This window comes from Kriegella aquimaris, from assembly GCF_900103215.1.
Lineage (GTDB): Bacteria > Bacteroidota > Bacteroidia > Flavobacteriales > Flavobacteriaceae > Kriegella > Kriegella aquimaris.
Genome location: NZ_FNGV01000001.1, coordinates 265,050 through 282,701, shown reverse-complemented (window position 1 = coordinate 282,701; position 17,652 = coordinate 265,050). Strand labels below are relative to the sequence as shown.

General features: G+C 37.5%; 15 protein-coding genes. 7 read left to right on the top strand and 8 right to left on the bottom strand.

Features of this window, described 5'->3' with window-relative positions; genetic code table 11:
* Positions 1 to 72: 72 nt before the first annotated feature.
* From BLS33_RS01235 to BLS33_RS01215, 5 genes are all read left to right on the top strand, one after another.
* A complete protein-coding gene (locus tag BLS33_RS01235; RefSeq protein ID WP_089884484.1) occupies positions 73 to 1,083 on the top strand; it encodes an XdhC family protein in 1,011 nt (336 codons plus the stop codon).
* Positions 1,083 to 1,679 (top strand): nucleotidyltransferase family protein, encoded by a 597-nt coding sequence (locus BLS33_RS01230; RefSeq protein WP_089884482.1) that lies wholly within the window; start codon positions 1,083 to 1,085, stop codon positions 1,677 to 1,679. The genes BLS33_RS01235 and BLS33_RS01230 overlap by 1 nt, the downstream gene beginning before the upstream one ends.
* Before the next feature lie 15 nt (positions 1,680 to 1,694).
* Positions 1,695 to 2,789, top strand: coding sequence for an amidohydrolase family protein (locus BLS33_RS01225; RefSeq protein ID WP_089884480.1), 1,095 nt, complete (start codon positions 1,695 to 1,697; stop codon positions 2,787 to 2,789).
* A 97-nt stretch (positions 2,790 to 2,886) separates the two neighbouring features.
* A complete protein-coding gene (locus BLS33_RS01220; protein ID WP_089884478.1) occupies positions 2,887 to 3,903 on the top strand; it encodes a M4 family metallopeptidase in 1,017 nt (338 codons plus the stop codon).
* Positions 3,900 to 4,157 (top strand): protealysin inhibitor emfourin, encoded by a 258-nt coding sequence (locus BLS33_RS01215; protein ID WP_089884476.1) that lies wholly within the window; start codon positions 3,900 to 3,902, stop codon positions 4,155 to 4,157. The genes BLS33_RS01220 and BLS33_RS01215 overlap by 4 nt, the downstream gene beginning before the upstream one ends.
* Before the next feature lie 18 nt (positions 4,158 to 4,175).
* Here BLS33_RS01215 and BLS33_RS24730 read toward each other — a convergent pair whose 3' ends face one another.
* The 8 genes from BLS33_RS24730 to BLS33_RS01180 all read right to left on the bottom strand — a co-directional run bounded on the left by BLS33_RS24730 (position 4,176) and on the right by BLS33_RS01180 (position 15,365).
* Positions 4,176 to 4,319, bottom strand: a complete 144-nt coding sequence (locus tag BLS33_RS24730) for a hypothetical protein (protein ID WP_176801296.1) — start codon at positions 4,317 to 4,319, stop codon at positions 4,176 to 4,178.
* Positions 4,320 to 4,506: 187 nt separating this feature from the next.
* Positions 4,507 to 5,139, bottom strand: coding sequence for a GntR family transcriptional regulator (locus BLS33_RS01210; protein WP_089884475.1), 633 nt, complete (start codon positions 5,137 to 5,139; stop codon positions 4,507 to 4,509).
* Positions 5,140 to 5,199: 60 nt separating this feature from the next.
* Positions 5,200 to 5,991: a 4'-phosphopantetheinyl transferase family protein gene (locus BLS33_RS01205; RefSeq protein ID WP_089884473.1), complete on the bottom strand. Its 792-nt coding sequence runs from the start codon at positions 5,989 to 5,991 to the stop codon at positions 5,200 to 5,202.
* Positions 5,972 to 8,371 (bottom strand): condensation domain-containing protein, encoded by a 2,400-nt coding sequence (locus BLS33_RS01200; protein ID WP_089884471.1) that lies wholly within the window; start codon positions 8,369 to 8,371, stop codon positions 5,972 to 5,974. Before BLS33_RS01200 ends, BLS33_RS01205 begins: the two co-directional genes overlap by 20 nt.
* 7 nt (positions 8,372 to 8,378) lie before the next feature.
* Entirely contained in the window at positions 8,379 to 10,361 is a 1,983-nt protein-coding gene (locus BLS33_RS01195; protein WP_089884469.1) for a condensation domain-containing protein, read from the bottom strand.
* Positions 10,361 to 11,152, bottom strand: coding sequence for a class I SAM-dependent methyltransferase (locus BLS33_RS01190; protein ID WP_089884467.1), 792 nt, complete (start codon positions 11,150 to 11,152; stop codon positions 10,361 to 10,363). Before BLS33_RS01190 ends, BLS33_RS01195 begins: the two co-directional genes overlap by 1 nt.
* A 9-nt stretch (positions 11,153 to 11,161) precedes the next feature.
* Entirely contained in the window at positions 11,162 to 14,089 is a 2,928-nt protein-coding gene (locus BLS33_RS01185) for a non-ribosomal peptide synthetase (protein WP_089884465.1), read from the bottom strand.
* A gap of 22 nt (positions 14,090 to 14,111) precedes the next feature.
* Positions 14,112 to 15,365: a HupE/UreJ family protein gene (locus BLS33_RS01180; RefSeq protein WP_089884463.1), complete on the bottom strand. Its 1,254-nt coding sequence runs from the start codon at positions 15,363 to 15,365 to the stop codon at positions 14,112 to 14,114.
* Positions 15,366 to 15,839: 474 nt separating this feature from the next.
* On the opposite strand from BLS33_RS01180, the gene BLS33_RS01175 reads away from it, so the two are divergent.
* Together BLS33_RS01175 and BLS33_RS01170 are read left to right on the top strand one after the other, a co-directional pair.
* Positions 15,840 to 17,411: an amino acid adenylation domain-containing protein gene (locus BLS33_RS01175; protein ID WP_089884461.1), complete on the top strand. Its 1,572-nt coding sequence runs from the start codon at positions 15,840 to 15,842 to the stop codon at positions 17,409 to 17,411.
* Positions 17,408 to 17,650 (top strand): acyl carrier protein, encoded by a 243-nt coding sequence (locus BLS33_RS01170; protein ID WP_089884459.1) that lies wholly within the window; start codon positions 17,408 to 17,410, stop codon positions 17,648 to 17,650. Before BLS33_RS01175 ends, BLS33_RS01170 begins: the two co-directional genes overlap by 4 nt.
* Positions 17,651 to 17,652 lie beyond the last annotated feature (2 nt).

Sequence of the window (17,652 nt, the reverse complement as noted above, 5' to 3'; positions counted from 1 at the left end):
TTATTGTATTTCTCTATTTTCCATTTCTTGGAGTATCAATTGATTCGTTAGAATAGACGAAGCATACTTAATATGACACACGAATTAAAAAAGATAGTACGGTCACATCTCAGTGCAAAAGAGAAAAGCGTCAAAACGGTTTTAGCCACTGTTGTTGCCTTGGAAGGGTCTTCCTATCGTAGACCAGGGGTGCGTATGCTTATTCGCGAAGACGGAAAAATGACCGGAGCAGTAAGTGGTGGTTGTGTCGAAAAGGAAGTATTTCGGCAATCGGAAAGCGTTTTTCGAGATAATCGGCCAAAAATAATGACCTATGACGGACGATATCGACTTGGGTGTGAAGGTATTTTATATATATTGATAGAACCCTTTGATCCTGATGAAACTTTCATCCGCAATTTTTTCGAGCTTTTAAAAGACCGGAAACATTTTAAAATAGTTTCTTTTTTCTCTCAAAAAGAGGGCGCAGATAACAATTATGGATCATTTTTGGTGCACAAAGAGAGAAAGCTTCCGTTTAGGCCCGATGCCGCTTTGAATAATGATTTGGAGACTTTTAAACAAGAAATGAAACCTTGTTTTAAATTGGTTATCATAGGCGCCGAACACGATGCAGTGCAACTGTGCTCGTATGCCGCGCTTACCGGTTGGGAAGTCACGGTAATCGCCACACCTTCCGAAGAAAAAGCGCTTAAAGACTTCCCGGGAGCCGAAGAGTTATTAAATATTGACCCGGAAGTTACACCTTTGCCAAAAATTGATGGACAAACGGCGGTCATGCTCATGACCCATAGCTTTGTGAAGGATTTAAAGCATTTGGTCGCCTTAAAAGAGAGCAAACCTGCTTACCTCGGTTTATTAGGACCTTCAAAAAGAAGAGAGCGGCTTTTGAACGATTTTATCGAACGGTGTCCGATGATATCAGATGCTTTTTTTGATCACATACATGGTCCTGCCGGACTTGATATTGGAGCAGAAACAGCTCAAGAAATTTCCATTGCCATTATTTCCGAAATTCTAGCTGTATTGCACGACAAGGAACCCATTATGTTGAGGGATAAGGAAGGTAAAATACATAGCTAATGGTCAATGAAGAAAATATGGCCGTACTTATTCTTGCGGCCGGCCAATCTTCCCGTATGGGTAAAATCAAGCAATTGCTACCTTGGAAAAATACTACACTTTTAGGCAATGCCATAATAAATGCCAAAACCATCTCAGAAAACGTCTTTGTTGTTCTGGGTGCTTTTTCGAACGAGATTAAAAATGAATTTGGTTTAAAAGAAGCACTGTTCATTGAGAACAAAAATTGGGAAAACGGTTTAGGGTCTTCATTGGCTTTTGGTATAGACTATATTCAGAAAAGTCAGAAAGATTACCGAGCTATTCTTGTAACCTTGGGTGATCAGCCCCTAATTGATGGGTTATATTTAAAAACAATAGTAACGTCTCATAATGATACAAAAAAAGGAATCATCGCAACCGCTTATGGCGGTAGGGCAGGGGTACCCGCATTGTTCGCCAGTAATTATTTTGACAGATTAAGAAAACTAGATAGTGATAATGGAGCAAAAACGATTATTAACTCTAATAAAAATGATACTTTAATTCTGTCTCCTAACGGAAAGGCAATGGATGTTGATACCCTCGAAGATTATAAGAAAGTTTTAAATAGCTAAATACAAACAAATTAAATGAACAGAAAAAAAATATGTTTTACAGTCTTGATACCTGTATTGGTTTCATGGGGTCTACAAGGTCAGAAAATGGATTTTGAAGAATACAATCCCACCTCCACACTCAAAGTTCCAGAACATATTGTTGAAAGGGCAAAATTCCCTTTTGTCGATATTCACAGCCATCAATCTCGAATGGCTACCCAGGATCTTTCTGAATTAATTGCCGATATGGACAAGATGAATATGGGCCTCATGGTGAACCTTAGTGGTGGTTCTGGCGAGAATATTGAAAAAATAGTAAAAAATATAAATGATCATTATCCCAACCGGTTTGTTGTATTTGCCAATGTCGATTTTGATGGTGTGGGTTCACCAAATTGGTCGGAAAAGGCGGCAGCTCAACTGGAACGGGATATTAAAAATGGCGCAAAAGGCCTAAAGGTCTATAAAAGCTTAGGATTGAGAAATAAGGATGTCAACGGTAATCGTGTGGCTGTAGACGACCCCCGACTAGATCTTATTTGGGCGAAGTGTGCCGAATTAGGGGTTCCTGTCTTAATACATACTGCAGACCCCAAATCATTTTGGGATCCTATGGATGGCGATAATGAGCGGTGGTTGGAGTTAAAAACACACGCTCGAAGAAAGCGCACCGATACAGACCCTGCCCCATGGCAACAACTGATCGATGAACAACATCGCATGTTTAAAAAGCATCCCGATACTAAGTTTATAAATGCGCATATGGGGTGGTATGCCAATAATCTAGGATATTTGGGTGAACTTTTGGACGAAATGCCGAATATGTACGTGGGTATCGGAGCAATAATTGCCGAATTAGGACGACAACCAAAAAATGCCAGTGCCTTTTTTGAGAAATACCAAGACCGCATTCTTTTTGGTAAAGATAGTTGGAAACCGGAAGAATTTCCGACCTATTTTAGAGTTTTGGAAACCGATGATGAATATTTTCCATACTATAAAAAATACCACGCATTTTGGGCGATGTATGGGCTAGATTTATCCGATCAAGTTTTAAAAAAGGTGTATTATCAGAATGCCTTAAAGTTATTGCCAGGTATCGATGCCCGTATTTTTTCTACTAAGTAATGTAATCCTGTATTTATTAGAGTAACCTTTACTTTTTAACAATATAAGCTTGAAAAGGATAAGTGATTTTTAGTTTTTAATCGTAAAATATTTTTTCATGTGCTCAAAACATCAATGCTATATTGTACCTCCTTTTATTCTGGAAGAACTTGCAAAGCGCGGCAATATAGCCTGTAAAAAAGCCCTCAATGACACGCAACGTATAAATCAAAAAAGAAAGACAACCCTAAACAATCTTTTACAAAGAAGTGTTGCCGATGGCAATGGTGATCGACTTGTTTTCGATAGCGAAAATCAATATGAGCAACGGCAAAGTTTAATTCGGAAGGAGGGAGATGATATAGTTGTTGATACAGTGGTCAATGAAGCTTATGATACTTCCGGATTTGTGCGGAAGTACTTTAGGGAAACTTTTGGCTTGAATTCAATGGACGGAAATGGGATGGATATCATTTCCAATGTGCATTATGGCATTGATTACAACAACGCCTATTGGGATGGCGATGAAATGACATATGGTGATGGTGATGGTTTGGAATTCACCAACTTTGCCAGTGCCATTGATGTGGTTGCCCATGAATTAATGCATGGGGTAACACAGTTTTTGGCCAACCTTGAATATGTCAGTCAGTCAGGGGCTTTGAATGAACATTTTTCTGATGTTTTCGCTACAATAATAAAACAGAAATATTTGAAGCAAAGCATATCGGAAGCCGATTGGTTGATTGGTGATACTGTAGTTACCGATAATTTTCCCGGTGTGGGCATCCGTTCAATGATGTCCCCGGGCACGGCGAATGATTTTGACTCACAGCCTGACCATATGGATAATTACTATTCAGGTTCTCAAGATAATCAAGGGGTACATATCAATTCAGGAATTCCGAACAAAGCATTTTATTTGTGTTGTCTTGAGATTGGTATCGACGATTGCGCTTTGATTTGGTTTGAAACTTTATCGGCACTATGGCGAACGGCCCAATTCAATGATGTGTTGGAAATTATGTTAGAAGTTACATCGAAACTCAGCGAAATTGGTCGGGTATCAGAAAGAGCCACGGAAGCTGTTACCAAAAGTTTCGCTGCGGTGGGATTAAAAGGCGTAAGCGTATGAAATATAAAATTATCATTGAAGGAGGCTTCACTGGTATTTCAAGGAAATATGAAGGAGATATGACGGTCAGTGAGCTGAAAGCAAAAAGTCTGTTCAGTGCTCTGCATACCGATGATAAAACGAGGTCAAATATAGCCGATGGTCAAACCTATGATATATCTCTAGATGATAATCATAAAAAATACCAAGCCGTTTTTAATGAAAAGAACGTACCCGATGAAATCAGAGAACTGATCGCCCAAGTAAAGCAATAGAACCGGTAATCACTACGGCTAGGTACGCGATTCAATAGTACTCGACTCATTGACGTCATAATCTTGAAAGATACCGCAAGAATATTGTTTTTTAATCAATGACTTTTCCTCGGTTTTCTTTTTTTTGGTTAAAGCCTCGATATGTGAAGATAAATATTTCATAATTTTCTTTTTTTTGGGAATAAGTAAAACGACGTAGGGATTAATTTGTTGCCTATTTTTTATTTAACTCCCATTTTTATGTAAAATTATTCCCACCTAGGGAAACTTCCTAATCCTTTACAAAAAGCTTATGAATTCTTAACAGTTTATTGGCATAGATTCTAGAGCATAATTGGGCTTACGCTGGCTAATCGATACGCAATTGTTTTTGTATGTAGTTTAAAATCAACATCCAATTCATTTTTAAGAGTAAGGCCGCGGTAGGCACATTATCATCTTCTATTGCCGAGATGATGCCATCATGCTGATTGTCTGATTTACTATATACCTCGTCATCAGACATAAACGCGCGTTCATAGAAAAAGATACGGGTCTTAAGGTCTGCCAACAATTGTTGGGCCAGAGCATTTTTATAATTTTCGGTCAACAATCGGTGAAACTCTAATTTTGCATTAATACGTGAAATAGTATCTACGGCATTTTTAAAGATAGTTTGTTGCGCCTTCAGCCTCATAATCGACCCCTCTTCAATTATGGAATGTTCCAAAGCCAATACCTCTAAATCAGCAACTAATTCATACAGGTCCTTGGCTTCGTTATAATTCAATTCAGAAATTACAAAACCCCGGTTGGGAATCGCCTTAATAAGGTTGGATTGCTGTAGTTGCGTAAGTGCTTCACGTATAGGGGTAACACTAACATTAAGTGTACGGGCCAAAGCAGCTAAATTTAGAGGTTGGCCTGCGTTAAGTTTACCGCTCGTCATTTGTTCGAGTAAATAGGCCCTTACTTTATCACGTACTATTGTTTTTGATGTCATACCGTAAAGATAAATTATCGTATACGATTATGAACGCTCATTTTCGATAATTGTTATGGCTTATTCTTTTTGAAAAGTACTTTCGTAGTCGTTCCAGCTCATGAACTCTGTTTTATTTGCATTCTTTTGTATGGTCACTGCTGCCGAATAACCTGATATGGGAGTGAAAGATTTTAACTTAGTATCCCAATTTAGAATATTTTCATTCTTGCTTTTTTCATCAACGAGATGAACTTTATTTTGTAATACGGAAATCTTCGTTAAAGCAATGGGCATTGAAAGCCCATAACCCGAAAGTTTGATAAATGCCTCCTTACGCGTCCAAAGATGGTAAAACCCATAGGCCTGATTCTTTTTCTCCAAGGAATTCAGAAATTCAATTTCGGTTTTATTGAATACCGTATGGGCTATTTTCATAAAATTGATGGTATCATTTACGTATTCTACATCAACACCAATCTCAGTACCTAGAGTAAATGCCAAAACAATCAACTCCTTGGAATGGGATACATTAAACTGAATGGTATCGTTATTCTTGAGTTTAGGTTTCCCATAGGCACCGTATACAAAATTTATCGTGTCAGAATGTATTTGAGAATATTTTGAAAGTAGTGTTCTTAGAACGCCCCTTGCAACTACATATGTTGAAAAGTCTTTTTCAAAACGAAACTTTTGAGCCCTTGTCAGCTCCTCTTCGGATATCCATTTTAAATAGGAATTTGTTTCGTTCAATTGTCTTTTGTCAACAATCCATACATGAATATTGCCTTGGGTTTGAAGCCCTGAAATCAGTTTAAAAATAGATTTTTGAGTAGGTTTTGTAATTTCTAGTTCACTCAGAGGTAATGGCATCTTCGATATATTGTCCTACGGTTTTTACATGGGGTTCTTCAAACTGGTTAAAATGATTTCCGCTGTTGAGTACTACCTTTACTTCTGAATCACACCATTCGTTCCATGCTTGAATTTTCTTTTGCCTCAACTTTGGATGTTCACTCTTTGTCAACACTAAAGTACATTTAGTATTGAATTTTTTCCAATGATATTCTTTGTGATTTTTATCAAGTTGTTTTTTGATTCGAATTAGTTCGTTACTTACAATATCTTTGGCGAACCTATTGTAATAGCTTGGAAAATATCGCCTAATTCTCGATTTAATGGAGTTACCTATTGTTGAAAAAGGTGTGGTAGTGATTTTTTTTAGATAGACATCTAAACGTTCACTTATCTGTTGTCGGTCAAATCGTGCCTCAGGTCCGATTAAGCTATCAACTACTATAAGATTAACTTTCTTACCCTTCTTTCTTAATTGATTGACAATCTCAATGGCCAAGGCGCTATAGCAGTAGAAAACAAAATTATAGGTACTGTTCTCTTCAATATTTTCAATTTCCGAAATGTAGTCGGAACACATTTCTTCAATGCTTGCATGCATGTGATCATCACCATTGATGCCCTTAGGTTGTATGGCATATAAGGGCCTATCATTATCAATATAAAGAGGAAGATGTTTATAGAATAATATATGACCCTCACCCGCATGAAAACAAAAAACTGGGGTCTTGTTTCCTTTGGTACGAAAAGGGACAAGATATTTCCATTCTTTTTTTGTTTTAAGCTCACTTGGGCTGAATTTTTGAGCAATACTTCTAATTGTGGGATTTGAAATAAGCGTGGTTACTGGAAATTTGAGCGACATCCTACTCGCTATCATATGAGACATTTGCACGGCCATCAATGACTTGCCTCCGATTTCAAAAAAATTATCCTCGATTCCTATAATACTCCTGCCGAATAATTCTTCCCAAATTTCTACCAATTGCCGCTCCATTTCATTGGTTGCCGGAGAATATGTGGCGCCCTTGCTTCCGCTCAATGTTGTTCCATTTTTTTCAGAAACCTTTTTGAATTGCGTTAACAATAGTCGAAGGGCAGAAAATGTTTGTACCTTTTCTAGAGTCAAGTAATTCATTATCTTATGAAAATTTTCAAGAATGTCAGTAGCTGACTTCTTATCCATGGCCCCCTGTAATATCGATAGTACAAACTCCATTTTGATACCGGGGATTGCGACCATAGTCACTGGATATGTGGAGGTAAGACCGCTTTGAAAATTTGAGGCTTTTAGCGCCTCTTCTTTCGACGATACCCCGGGGTAGTTTTCAAATATCAAAAGGCTATCAAAAAGGGGAGATGATGTAGGATCAAGAACGGCCATAATTTCATTCATTCCTACATGCTCATATTGTAGCGCCTTTTGTTGTCGCTCTTGAATGTTTTGAAACCACTCGTTAAAAGATTGTTTTTCGTTTATAATATTTCTGACAGGTTGTACATTCATGTACATGCCCGTGAGCAGGCTTATATTAGGAAAACTTGATGAACGGCCAGAAACTGTAGTACCATGAACTACATCTTTAACTCCAAAATAGTTAGATAATAAAATTGACCAAATACCTTGTACCACAGTATTTAAAGCCACTTTTGATTCTTGAGCCAATTGTTTTAGTGATTGGGTCTCCAATTCCGACAGTCGTAATCTTTCCACGATTACATTTTCGAAATTATTGTTAACATTATGCGCTGAAAATAGATGGGTATTTTCAAAACCATTAAAATAATTGGCCCAAAATTCTTTGGTATTTTTCCCGTTGCGTTTGTTTAACCAGTTTAAGTACGATTTGTGCGAGGGTATGGTTTCGAAATCGATTTCAACGCCTTTTGAAATGGCATTGTAATATTCTAAGACTTCTTTAATAATAGTATTCGAAGACCAGCCATCTAATAAAAGGTGGTGATTGGGCCATAGCAAACGATAATTGTTTTCGGCAAAAGCTACCAGTGTGAGATATAATAATGCACCTTCTTCAAAATTTGTTCCCCGTTCGCGATAGTGAGCCTTTAGATATTTCCATTTTTTTTCTTGTTGATTCGGAGAATCAGGGGTCCAATCGATAAAATTGATTTTGATGGACTTATGTGGATGTACTATTTGAACAGGTTTTTTTAAATTCTTCCAGTGTATGGTACTACGAAGCACCTCGTGTCTCTCAACGATTGTATTCCAAGCCTTTTTAAAAAGAAGGATATCAATCGAACCTTCAAGGGTACATTGTACGTTCAAAAAACCTTGGTCGTAAGCGCTCGACAGGTGATGGAAGAGAAGGCCTTGCTGCATAAAAGAGAGCGGATAGATTGCCTGAACCTTATGTTTTGTAGTTGAAGTTTCCATAGATTTTTTAAAAATTCTCCAATAAATTATCCAGATCCTCTTGATTTAAACCTGATTCAGGAAAATCTGAAGGCGTGTAGGCCCTTATTTCCTTGGTCGAGCAATGCAGAAGAATATTTTTTAAATTACCGATAAATTGTTGTGCCAATCGACTTACTGTTTCTTCTTTGTAAAGTTCGGTACAATAACTCCAATGGATATTAAGAATATTGTTAACACTAAAAACATTAATTTCCAATTTATGGTTGCGTTCACTTGATGGATAACGGGTACCTTCCCATAGCTGCTCATATTGCTCGGAACTTTTGTTATGATTCTCTATTTTATTTCCTAAATAATTGAAAATCACTTCAGGTTCTTGTTTAAGTAAACTTTTATGTTGCTTATTATTGGAAAGGTATCTCAACAAGCCGTAACCAATACCGCCATTGGGTACTGTGTGTAATTGTTCTTTGACCGACTTAATTAATAGGTCCTCGTTATCTCCCGCTTCATAGTTGAGCGTAATCGGAAAAAAAGAGGTGAGCCATCCGACGGTATCGGAAACGTCTAAAGAAATAAAATCAGCTGTACGGCCAAGCCTTTCAAGTCCCAGACAGAAACGCGGTAAATTCGCCCATTCACATATGGTTTTGAGCAAGGCTGATATTAAAAGATCGTCAACTTTAGTATTGTATGCCTCGTTGGCCTGATTTAAAAGTAAACCGGTTTCTTCCTTGTTGAGAAAGCTATGATACATGGCACATGAACTTTCTTCAAAAACCTCTTTGGAAATTTCAAAATCTCTTGGCAGCGAGTTCGATTCATAGTGCTGTAGTTTCCAATATGCTATTTCTTTTTCAAATACATCGGAGTTGGAAAGGGTCGTCAAATGTTCGCCCCATGTTTTTATGGATGCCGTTTGCTGCCTAAAAATAATTTGTTGCCCTTGTTCCAAGAGTTGCAGAGCATTTGAAAAATCACTGAAAATGATATTCCAAGAAATCATATCGACTATTAAGTGATGAGCGATAAGGTAAACACAATTTGGCTGGGTATCACCACATTCGAAATAGTAAGCCCGAAAAAGTTCACCCTTTTCCAATCTACAATTTTGTTGATCGGTTGCCAAGACCTCATCGATTCGTCGTTGTTGTTCTTCGGCGGCTCTTTCACTGCTAAGATCTACATAATGGCAATAATTGTTTTTTGGTGCTCTTAAAATCTTCGCGGTCCATTTTTCATAGGTTTGCACAAAACTAAGACTAAGTGCAGCATGACGCGAAATTATTGTGTTGACCGTCGTATGTATGGTATCATACGTAATACCGGGGATATTGGAAATCCTAACTATTTGGTTCCAGAAATGTGGGGCTATTGTATGGTTTTCAAAGAACCAGTGCTGTATGGGTGTAAGTGGCACCGGGCCCATCACCTTTTTATCATGTAGAATAGGTTCGGGGTTTTCCGTTACCGCAAAAAGTGAAAGTTCTGCAATAGTTTGATTTTCAAAAAGTTGATTCGGTTGAAGTACTATTCCCATTTTTCGCGCCTTAGAAATAATCTGGATACTCAAAATAGAGTCTCCACCAATCTCAAAAAAGTTGTCCTCGGTACTTATTGGGGCAAAATTCAACACTTCTTCCCATATTTTTACTAATTGTTCTTCTATTTCACTTTGGGGCTTTTTAAGGTCATTTTTAACTTGTGCCCCAACATTGAGACCAATCAACCTATTTCTATCGACTTTCCCATTGGGCAGTGTCGGGATTTCATCGATCAAGTGAACGGCAGAAGGTATCATGTATTCCGGAAGACGTTCTTTTAGGTAAGATTTATACCTGCTCATATCAAATTGTTCGGTGGGCCGTATATAGGCAACTAACCGCTTTGAATTTTCGGAGACTGTTTTATCGTCTGTGCGTTCGAGAGTTCCCCTCAGCTTATATAATATAAGTGCTCGTTCATCTGGGGAAAGTGCGATAATTCTATTTTTCAGTTCGTTTGTCATTATTTAATTGCTTTTACAACTGCAATGGAGTCTGCCCACCAAGTATCAGTAACATCATCGGGCATTTTCAAAGGGACAATTTGTACACTAAAAGAGGAAAAATGTTGCAGCAAAATGCGTTGGTGCTCTCTGCTTAATGAACCTATTTCGTTAGAAAAATAAGTGAATGCCCCACCTGTTTTTAAATGCGCCTGGGCATGTGCAAAAAAGTGCTCTGCAAATGTGATACTTCCGTTTACGTAGCGCATATATTCATCTTCATTCAAAGGGTAGGTGTGAAAGAATATCCCGTCAAAAAGTCCCAAGTCGTCTATCGTAACTTGCCACAATCCCTTCACAAGGTTAATTTTACGTTCAACATATTTTTCTTTCCAATTATCGAAATATTTGGCTATTACCGCATCATTGCATTCAATAATAGTGTGGGAGTCAATGGGAAATTCTTGCAACATTTCTGCAGAAATGCCCCTGCCAAAACCAATTTCCAAGATATCACCTCCTTTTTCAGCAATAACTTTAGCCATTACTTGCATTACAGGAATCAACCAATCTTCCATAATCTGGTCATCTTGCAATATCTTTTGTTCACGATCTTCTGAAAGGAAATCAACACTCCTGCCGGGAACAAATCTTTTGGTCTGTTCGTTTAAGGCATTTAAATCTGCCGTAAACTCTTTGACCGCCCGATTAACTACAGCATTTCTTTGGGCTTCCCGAGGTGGTTTGATGAAATTCGAATCCTTAATTTCGACAACTACCTCAAACTCATGAGATCTCTTAATTTTTTTCATTTCAGTTTTCTACGATTGGTGCATTCGATGTAATATATATTCCCTTTCTTCAGTTTTTAAGGATTCAATGGAATCCAATAATTCTAGAGCCTCACTTTCATTTAGATAGTCGTTGAAATAGGCCATAATTTCAGTAACTTCATCATGAAAATGCTGTTTCTCGTCAGAATCATTAAATAGGACAACTGCCTTGTCGATTATCGGACTCTCATCAAGAACTTTTTCGATTTCGTCTAACTCTATCCGATGACCACGTATTTTTATCTGCTTATCTATCCTTCCTAAAAATTCAATACTTCCGTCATTTCGATAGCGACCCAAATCACCGGTTTTATAGAGTTTTTCGGAAGTATCATTTTTAAATGGATGATTTATGAATACCTCTTTGGTAAGTTCGGGCCTGTTCAAATAACCACTTGCAAGTGATGGTCCGCCAATATAAATTTCACCTATTGCCCCGAATGGAACCAACTCGATAAACTCATTTAGAAGATATATTTCACAATTCGCAACCGGTCCGCCAATGGGTATGCTACCATCAACATCTTCTTTTTTTATTTGATGCGCTAAAGACCAAACGGTTGCTTCGGTAGGGCCGTATTCATTGTATAACGCAGCACCTGAAAGTTTTTCGAAATATGTTTTGCATAATGACGATGCACATGCTTCACCTGCGACAATTACGGTTGTCAGGCTTTTCAAATTTTGAATTTCAGAATGCTCTAAAACCAATTGGAAAATAGAAGGCAACATTAGCGTATGGGATACCGAATTTGTCGCGATTACTTCACCTAACAGCGAGAGGTCTTGCTCTAGTCTTTTTTTGGCGATAACTAAGTTGCCACCCGTGCATAAAGTCCAGAATATTCCAGCCTTAGAACTATCAAATGAGATTGATGACATTAGTAGAAAGGATTTGGGGTATCCGCGATAAAAGTTTAACCTACCCTCAGTAGAATTGATGATATTACCATGTGTTATGGGAACCCCTTTGGGTTTCCCTGTGCTACCGGAAGTATAAATGACATATGCTAAATGATCTTGATTGACGATAGGCAGTTTCTGAAAATGGAGGTTTGAACTGTGGTCTTGTGCATTATCAACAGTTAAAATTGTACCCCTGAAATTCTTGAATTTTACAGTTTCGGAACTTTGAGATACTATAATAGAAGCATTCGAATCGTTAAGCATATAATCGATACGTTTTGACGGATACTCTGGGTCAATAGGCAAATACGCACACCCAGCCTTTAGAATTGCCATTAAACCAACAATCATTGAAACGGACCGCTCGACACAGAGCCCAATAATTTCATTGGCACCATTGGTGTTGTTCAAAATAGTTTCTGCCAACAAATCTGATTTTTGCATTAACGACGCATACGTGATCGATGTATTTTGAAAAGTTACTGCAATGGCCTCCGGGGATTTTTTTGCAGCTGCTTCAATAATTTGGTGAATACCTTCGAAGCTATCAAAAGGCTTGTTTTGAGGCATTGGCTCTGGAAAGAAAAAATGTTTGTCTTTCAAGGTTAGCATCTCAATCTTGGCTATAGGTCTATTTGGCCGGGCAACAATTCCTTCAAGTAGCAATTCTAAGTGGTCTTGAAGTCTTATGATGGTAGTTTCCGAGAAAATATCAGTGGCATACTCAAAAGAAGTGCTAAGGCGATCATCGGCATTGACAACATAAAGGGTAAGATCGAATTTAGACACACCCGCATTATAAAATGAATGCGCAAATTCAAGGTCTGACCCAAATGACGGGCAGGGCAGGGCAGTATGGTAAATAAACATGGCCCGAAAAAATGGATTATTCCTCAACAACCTTGAGGGATTAAGCTTTTTTACCAAAATATCAAACGGAATATCTTTGTTCGAGAAAGCTTCAAGTGTGGTTCTCTTTACTTCTTTTACCAAATTCGAAAACGACATAGCTGGCGACAAACTCATTCTTAAAACGACGGTGTCATCAAAAAAACCGATGATGTCTTCCAACGCTTTTTGGTCTCTTAGAGAAATGGGAGATCCTATAAGTAAATCAGTCTGTCCGCTATATTTGAAAAGAAGGAGATAATAGACAGAAAGTAATAGTACGTAGGGAGTGGTTTCCAATTCTTTGGCTAAATCCAATACTTTGCAGGACAGAAATTCAGATAGATGCCGGGTGTGTTCAGCTCCTTTGAAAGAGGGCTGCTTGGGAATTGTATAGTCTGTGGGTAATTCTAAAAAGGGAATATTCCCGCCTAGTTTGTCTTCCCAATAATTTAGTTGAGTGGCTTCGATTTCTTTGTTTTGTTGCCAGTAGGCATAATCTGTAAACTGAAGTTTAAGCTGATCGACTTCAACAGAAATACCTGAAAGTAGTTTAGAGTAATTAGAGGAAAGCTGGTTTATGAAAATATCCATTGACCATTTGTCAAAAATTATATGGTGCAGGGTAATAAACAAGATATACTCAGAAGCACTTAACTTTAATAATATTGTTCTTATCAACAGAGGCTTGTCTAAATCAAAGCATTTTCTTGCTTCCGATAGCAAAATAGCCTGCTTTTGAATGTCTTGCTCCTCTTGGTCAAGTTTGCTCAAATCTAATTTGATTAAATCGATTTTATCTTTAGAGCTAATTTCTTGAATAAGTTGTTCTTTTTCAAATTTGTAAAATGATCGTAAAGCATGGTTCGCCGCAATAATCAAATTCAAACTCTTTTCTAGTAAATCTATTTTAAGATTTCCTTTAAAATTAAAGCATTCGGAATAGTTGTACACCGGGTTTTTTGGATACATCTGTTGCAAAAACCATAACCGTTGTTGCCCACCCGACAGAGGAATCAATATGTTTTCAGGGGCCTTTTTAATACTATTTGAGTTTGCCTTGCCTTTCTGCTTATTCTTCCATCTGCTTAAAAGCGATGTTTTGGTGTTCTCTCTCTCCATTTTTATTAATCTAATAATTCAACTACTTGAGTCCCAGGTATACCGCAATATTGTATAGTTTTCTAATTATATAATCGTCAAGTCGAATGTTAATGTCGAATGCTCGTTCGATAAACCAGTATAGGGAAATTACGATTAAAACAACTGAAAGCCAAACCAAGAATTTTGGATAAAATTTTAACTTTCTCATAAAGAAAAGTATGGGGAAAATGGCCATAATGATTACCACTTGGCCCAGTTCTACCCCCAAGTTGAATCCTAATATCGTCAGGGAGAGAAATTCACCATTAAATCCAAGGTCTGCCATTACACTTGCAAATCCGAAGCCATGGAAGAGTCCGAAACCGAAAGCGATTAACCAATCTCTGCCCTTAAAAATGGGCCTTATGTTATGATAGGCCGCTAAACCAATGGATAGGGCTATAATAGATTCTACAACTCGAGAAGGTAAACTGATAATATTAAAAGATGCTAAACTCAAGGTAATCGTATGTGCAATGGTGAAAAAGGTTACTATTTTAAGAATATAAATAAATGCAGGCTTGAACGCCAGTACAGGTTCCCAACCCCAAATATCAAATTTCGGTTTTTCTGATACGGAATTAGCAATTGCTACTTTCCTTCGTCGAACTACAGAAGGAAGAATTAAGGCCAAAAGAAAGAGAATATGGTCAAGTCCGATCCAAATATGCCAAATACCTTGCTTAATCATGCCAATAAAGCCTTTCCAAACCGATCTATCTGTAAGCTCTAAGGTTTGTGTTGTGTCACCCTTCGTGAAAAACAGTGAAATAATGGCCTCATTATTTATAAGTCCCGCTTTCCAATTGTATTCCATTCCCAACAAGTTTGTATGATTGGGATTTTCGTCTATAAATGCAGAGTAGGTAATGGTCAGGTTTTCTGGGATAATGTCTGTATTTTCTAACTTGAAATGAAAATTGACAAAATTGCCGGAACCTAACCAAAGCTCCGAAATTTCACCTGTGAATATAATTTTATGTTCTCCCAGTTCAGATGAGAATGCCGAGTGTTTTAATAGATATTCCTGTATTTCTTTTGCGTAGGGCGCTATTTTTTCCGTTTTAGGATGTAATCCAAAATCTATCCCAAATTGCTCTTTTAATTCGTTAACATGAATCTCGAACCTGCCTTCAATGCCCAATTCCTCATATATTCTTAAATATATAAGGCTTTGATCTATCTTATGGGCTTGACTTGTTATTGGAACAAGAAAGAGCAGAAGGGTTATAAAGAATAAAAAGATTTTCTTCATGGCGGTGTGGTTCGTTTAAAGATTACTTGAATATTTCAATGTTCCTATGCTAATTTCTATAAATATCTCAATATTTAGATGATATTTCTTGGTAATCACTAAATTTTTCGATGATTTTCATAAATTGTCTGTTCATGAACATCTTTTTTTTTTGAATACGAAATAAACTTGGTTTACCTTTAGCATAGCGGTTTATTTGAAATGGATTTCTAAAAATTCGGAGTTTCAAGCACCAATTTATTTAAATCGTAATAATGAAAACTATTGCGATATAGATGGCTTGCATAAAAATGCACACGTGCGTAAATAAAATAAAAATTATGATGTGACATGATACCGATTTAGCTATCAATAATGACCAATTTATACTAACCAAATATACTCAAGTTTTTTATATTGTTTAATTTATATGTATTTTTATTAAACAAAATAAAATTTTTGGTATTGCTTCCATAGCTTATTTCTTCTTACAATATGATTTACAACTTAGCACAGATAATTCAATATGCTGCCGAAAGGGCGCCGAAAAAACAAGCTTTTCGGTGTATCGATGAATTTATAGCGTATGGGGATCTTGAAAAAAAATCAAATCAACTGGCTCAGTATTTTATTCGGGCGGGTGTAAAAAAAGGCGACCGTATCGGTATTTACATGAACCGTTGTCTTGAAACTACTGTTGCAGTATATGGTATATTAAAGGCAGGAGCCGCATATATTCCCTTGGATCCCTTTATTCCTATTTCAAGAATATTGTTTATGGTTGAGGATTGTGAAATGGAACATCTGGTCACAACACCGGCACAAAACAGAAAAATTAAAAATATTGCTACTGAAGCACCTTCTATAAAATCAGTTGTAGGTACTTCCGAAGATGTTGGAGCTACTAGTATTTCTTGGGATTCTATTTTTGCCCTTTCTTTGGAAAATTATAAGCCAGTTTGGATTTTAGAACAAGATTTGGCCTTTATACTTTATACCTCTGGTTCTACAGGAACGCCAAAAGGGGTTATGCATACACATCAAAGTGGGCTGGCTTTGGCCAGGCTCGCTGCAGATTTGTACAATTTCGGTCCTGATGATAGGGTTGGAAATTTTGCTCCCCTTCACTTTGACCCTTCAACGTTTGGATACTTCTCGGCACCATTGTCTTTGTCCACTACCATAATTATTCCCGATGCACATTTAAAATTTCCCGCAAGTCTATCGGCATTGGTCGAAAAAGAAAAAATAACGATTTGGTATTCGGTTCCATTGATGCTGATACAGACATTATTAAAGGGAAATATCGAGAACCATGATTTTAGCTCATTGCGATGGGTATTGTTTATAGGTGAAGTTTTTATAACAAAACATCTCAGAGCCTTAATGGAAAAATGGCCGCAGGCAACGTTCAGCAACCTGTATGGCCCTGTCGAAGTGATTGCGTGTACATACTACCACTTGAATATGCCACCTAAAACCGACGACCCGATTCCTATAGGCAAGGTTTGGGGCAATACCGAATGTAAAATCATAAATAGCTGTGGTATAGAAGTGCAGCGAGGCGAGATAGGCGAACTGGTCGTACGCACGGCCACAATGATGAAGGGGTATTGGAAAAATAGGGAATTGACCGAAAAATCGCTTTATAAAGAAAAAATAGCGGAAGGCTATGAACATGTATTTTATAAAACTGGAGATTTAGCTCAGGAAAATGAAGCCGGAGATTACTTGTTCCACGGTAGAAACGACAGACAAGTAAAAGTAAGGGGGTATCGACTTGAACTTGATGAAATCGAACTTACCTTTCTTAAACATGAAGAAGTGAAGGAGGTAGCTGTTGTTGTCGTTGAGAGGGATACTGGAGTTAAGGAACTAATTGCCGTGGTGCGACCCATGGACGGTTCTAAAATCGATGCTGCTTCCATGATGACCTTTTGCAAGCCTTATTTACCTGCCTATGCCATCCCGGAAACTATAAAATTCAGGGAAGATTTTCCAAGAACGGGATCGGGAAAAATAAGCCGCACCGAGATTACAAAAATGCTTTTAGCCAAAGAAATATGATAGCAAAAATAGCCAACTATATAAAGCAGGAAATTGCAAACGAACCATTGGACAATCTTGGCGAACAGGAAGACCTTTTAGGAAGCGGAATTATTGATTCAATGGGAATGATACGACTTATTTCATATCTAGAGCAAGAATTTCAGGTAACTATTCCTGCAGAGGATATGGTTGTTGAGAATTTTATGACTTTGGCACATATTTTAGAATTTCTTTCTAAAAAAAAAGGCGAACAATAGTA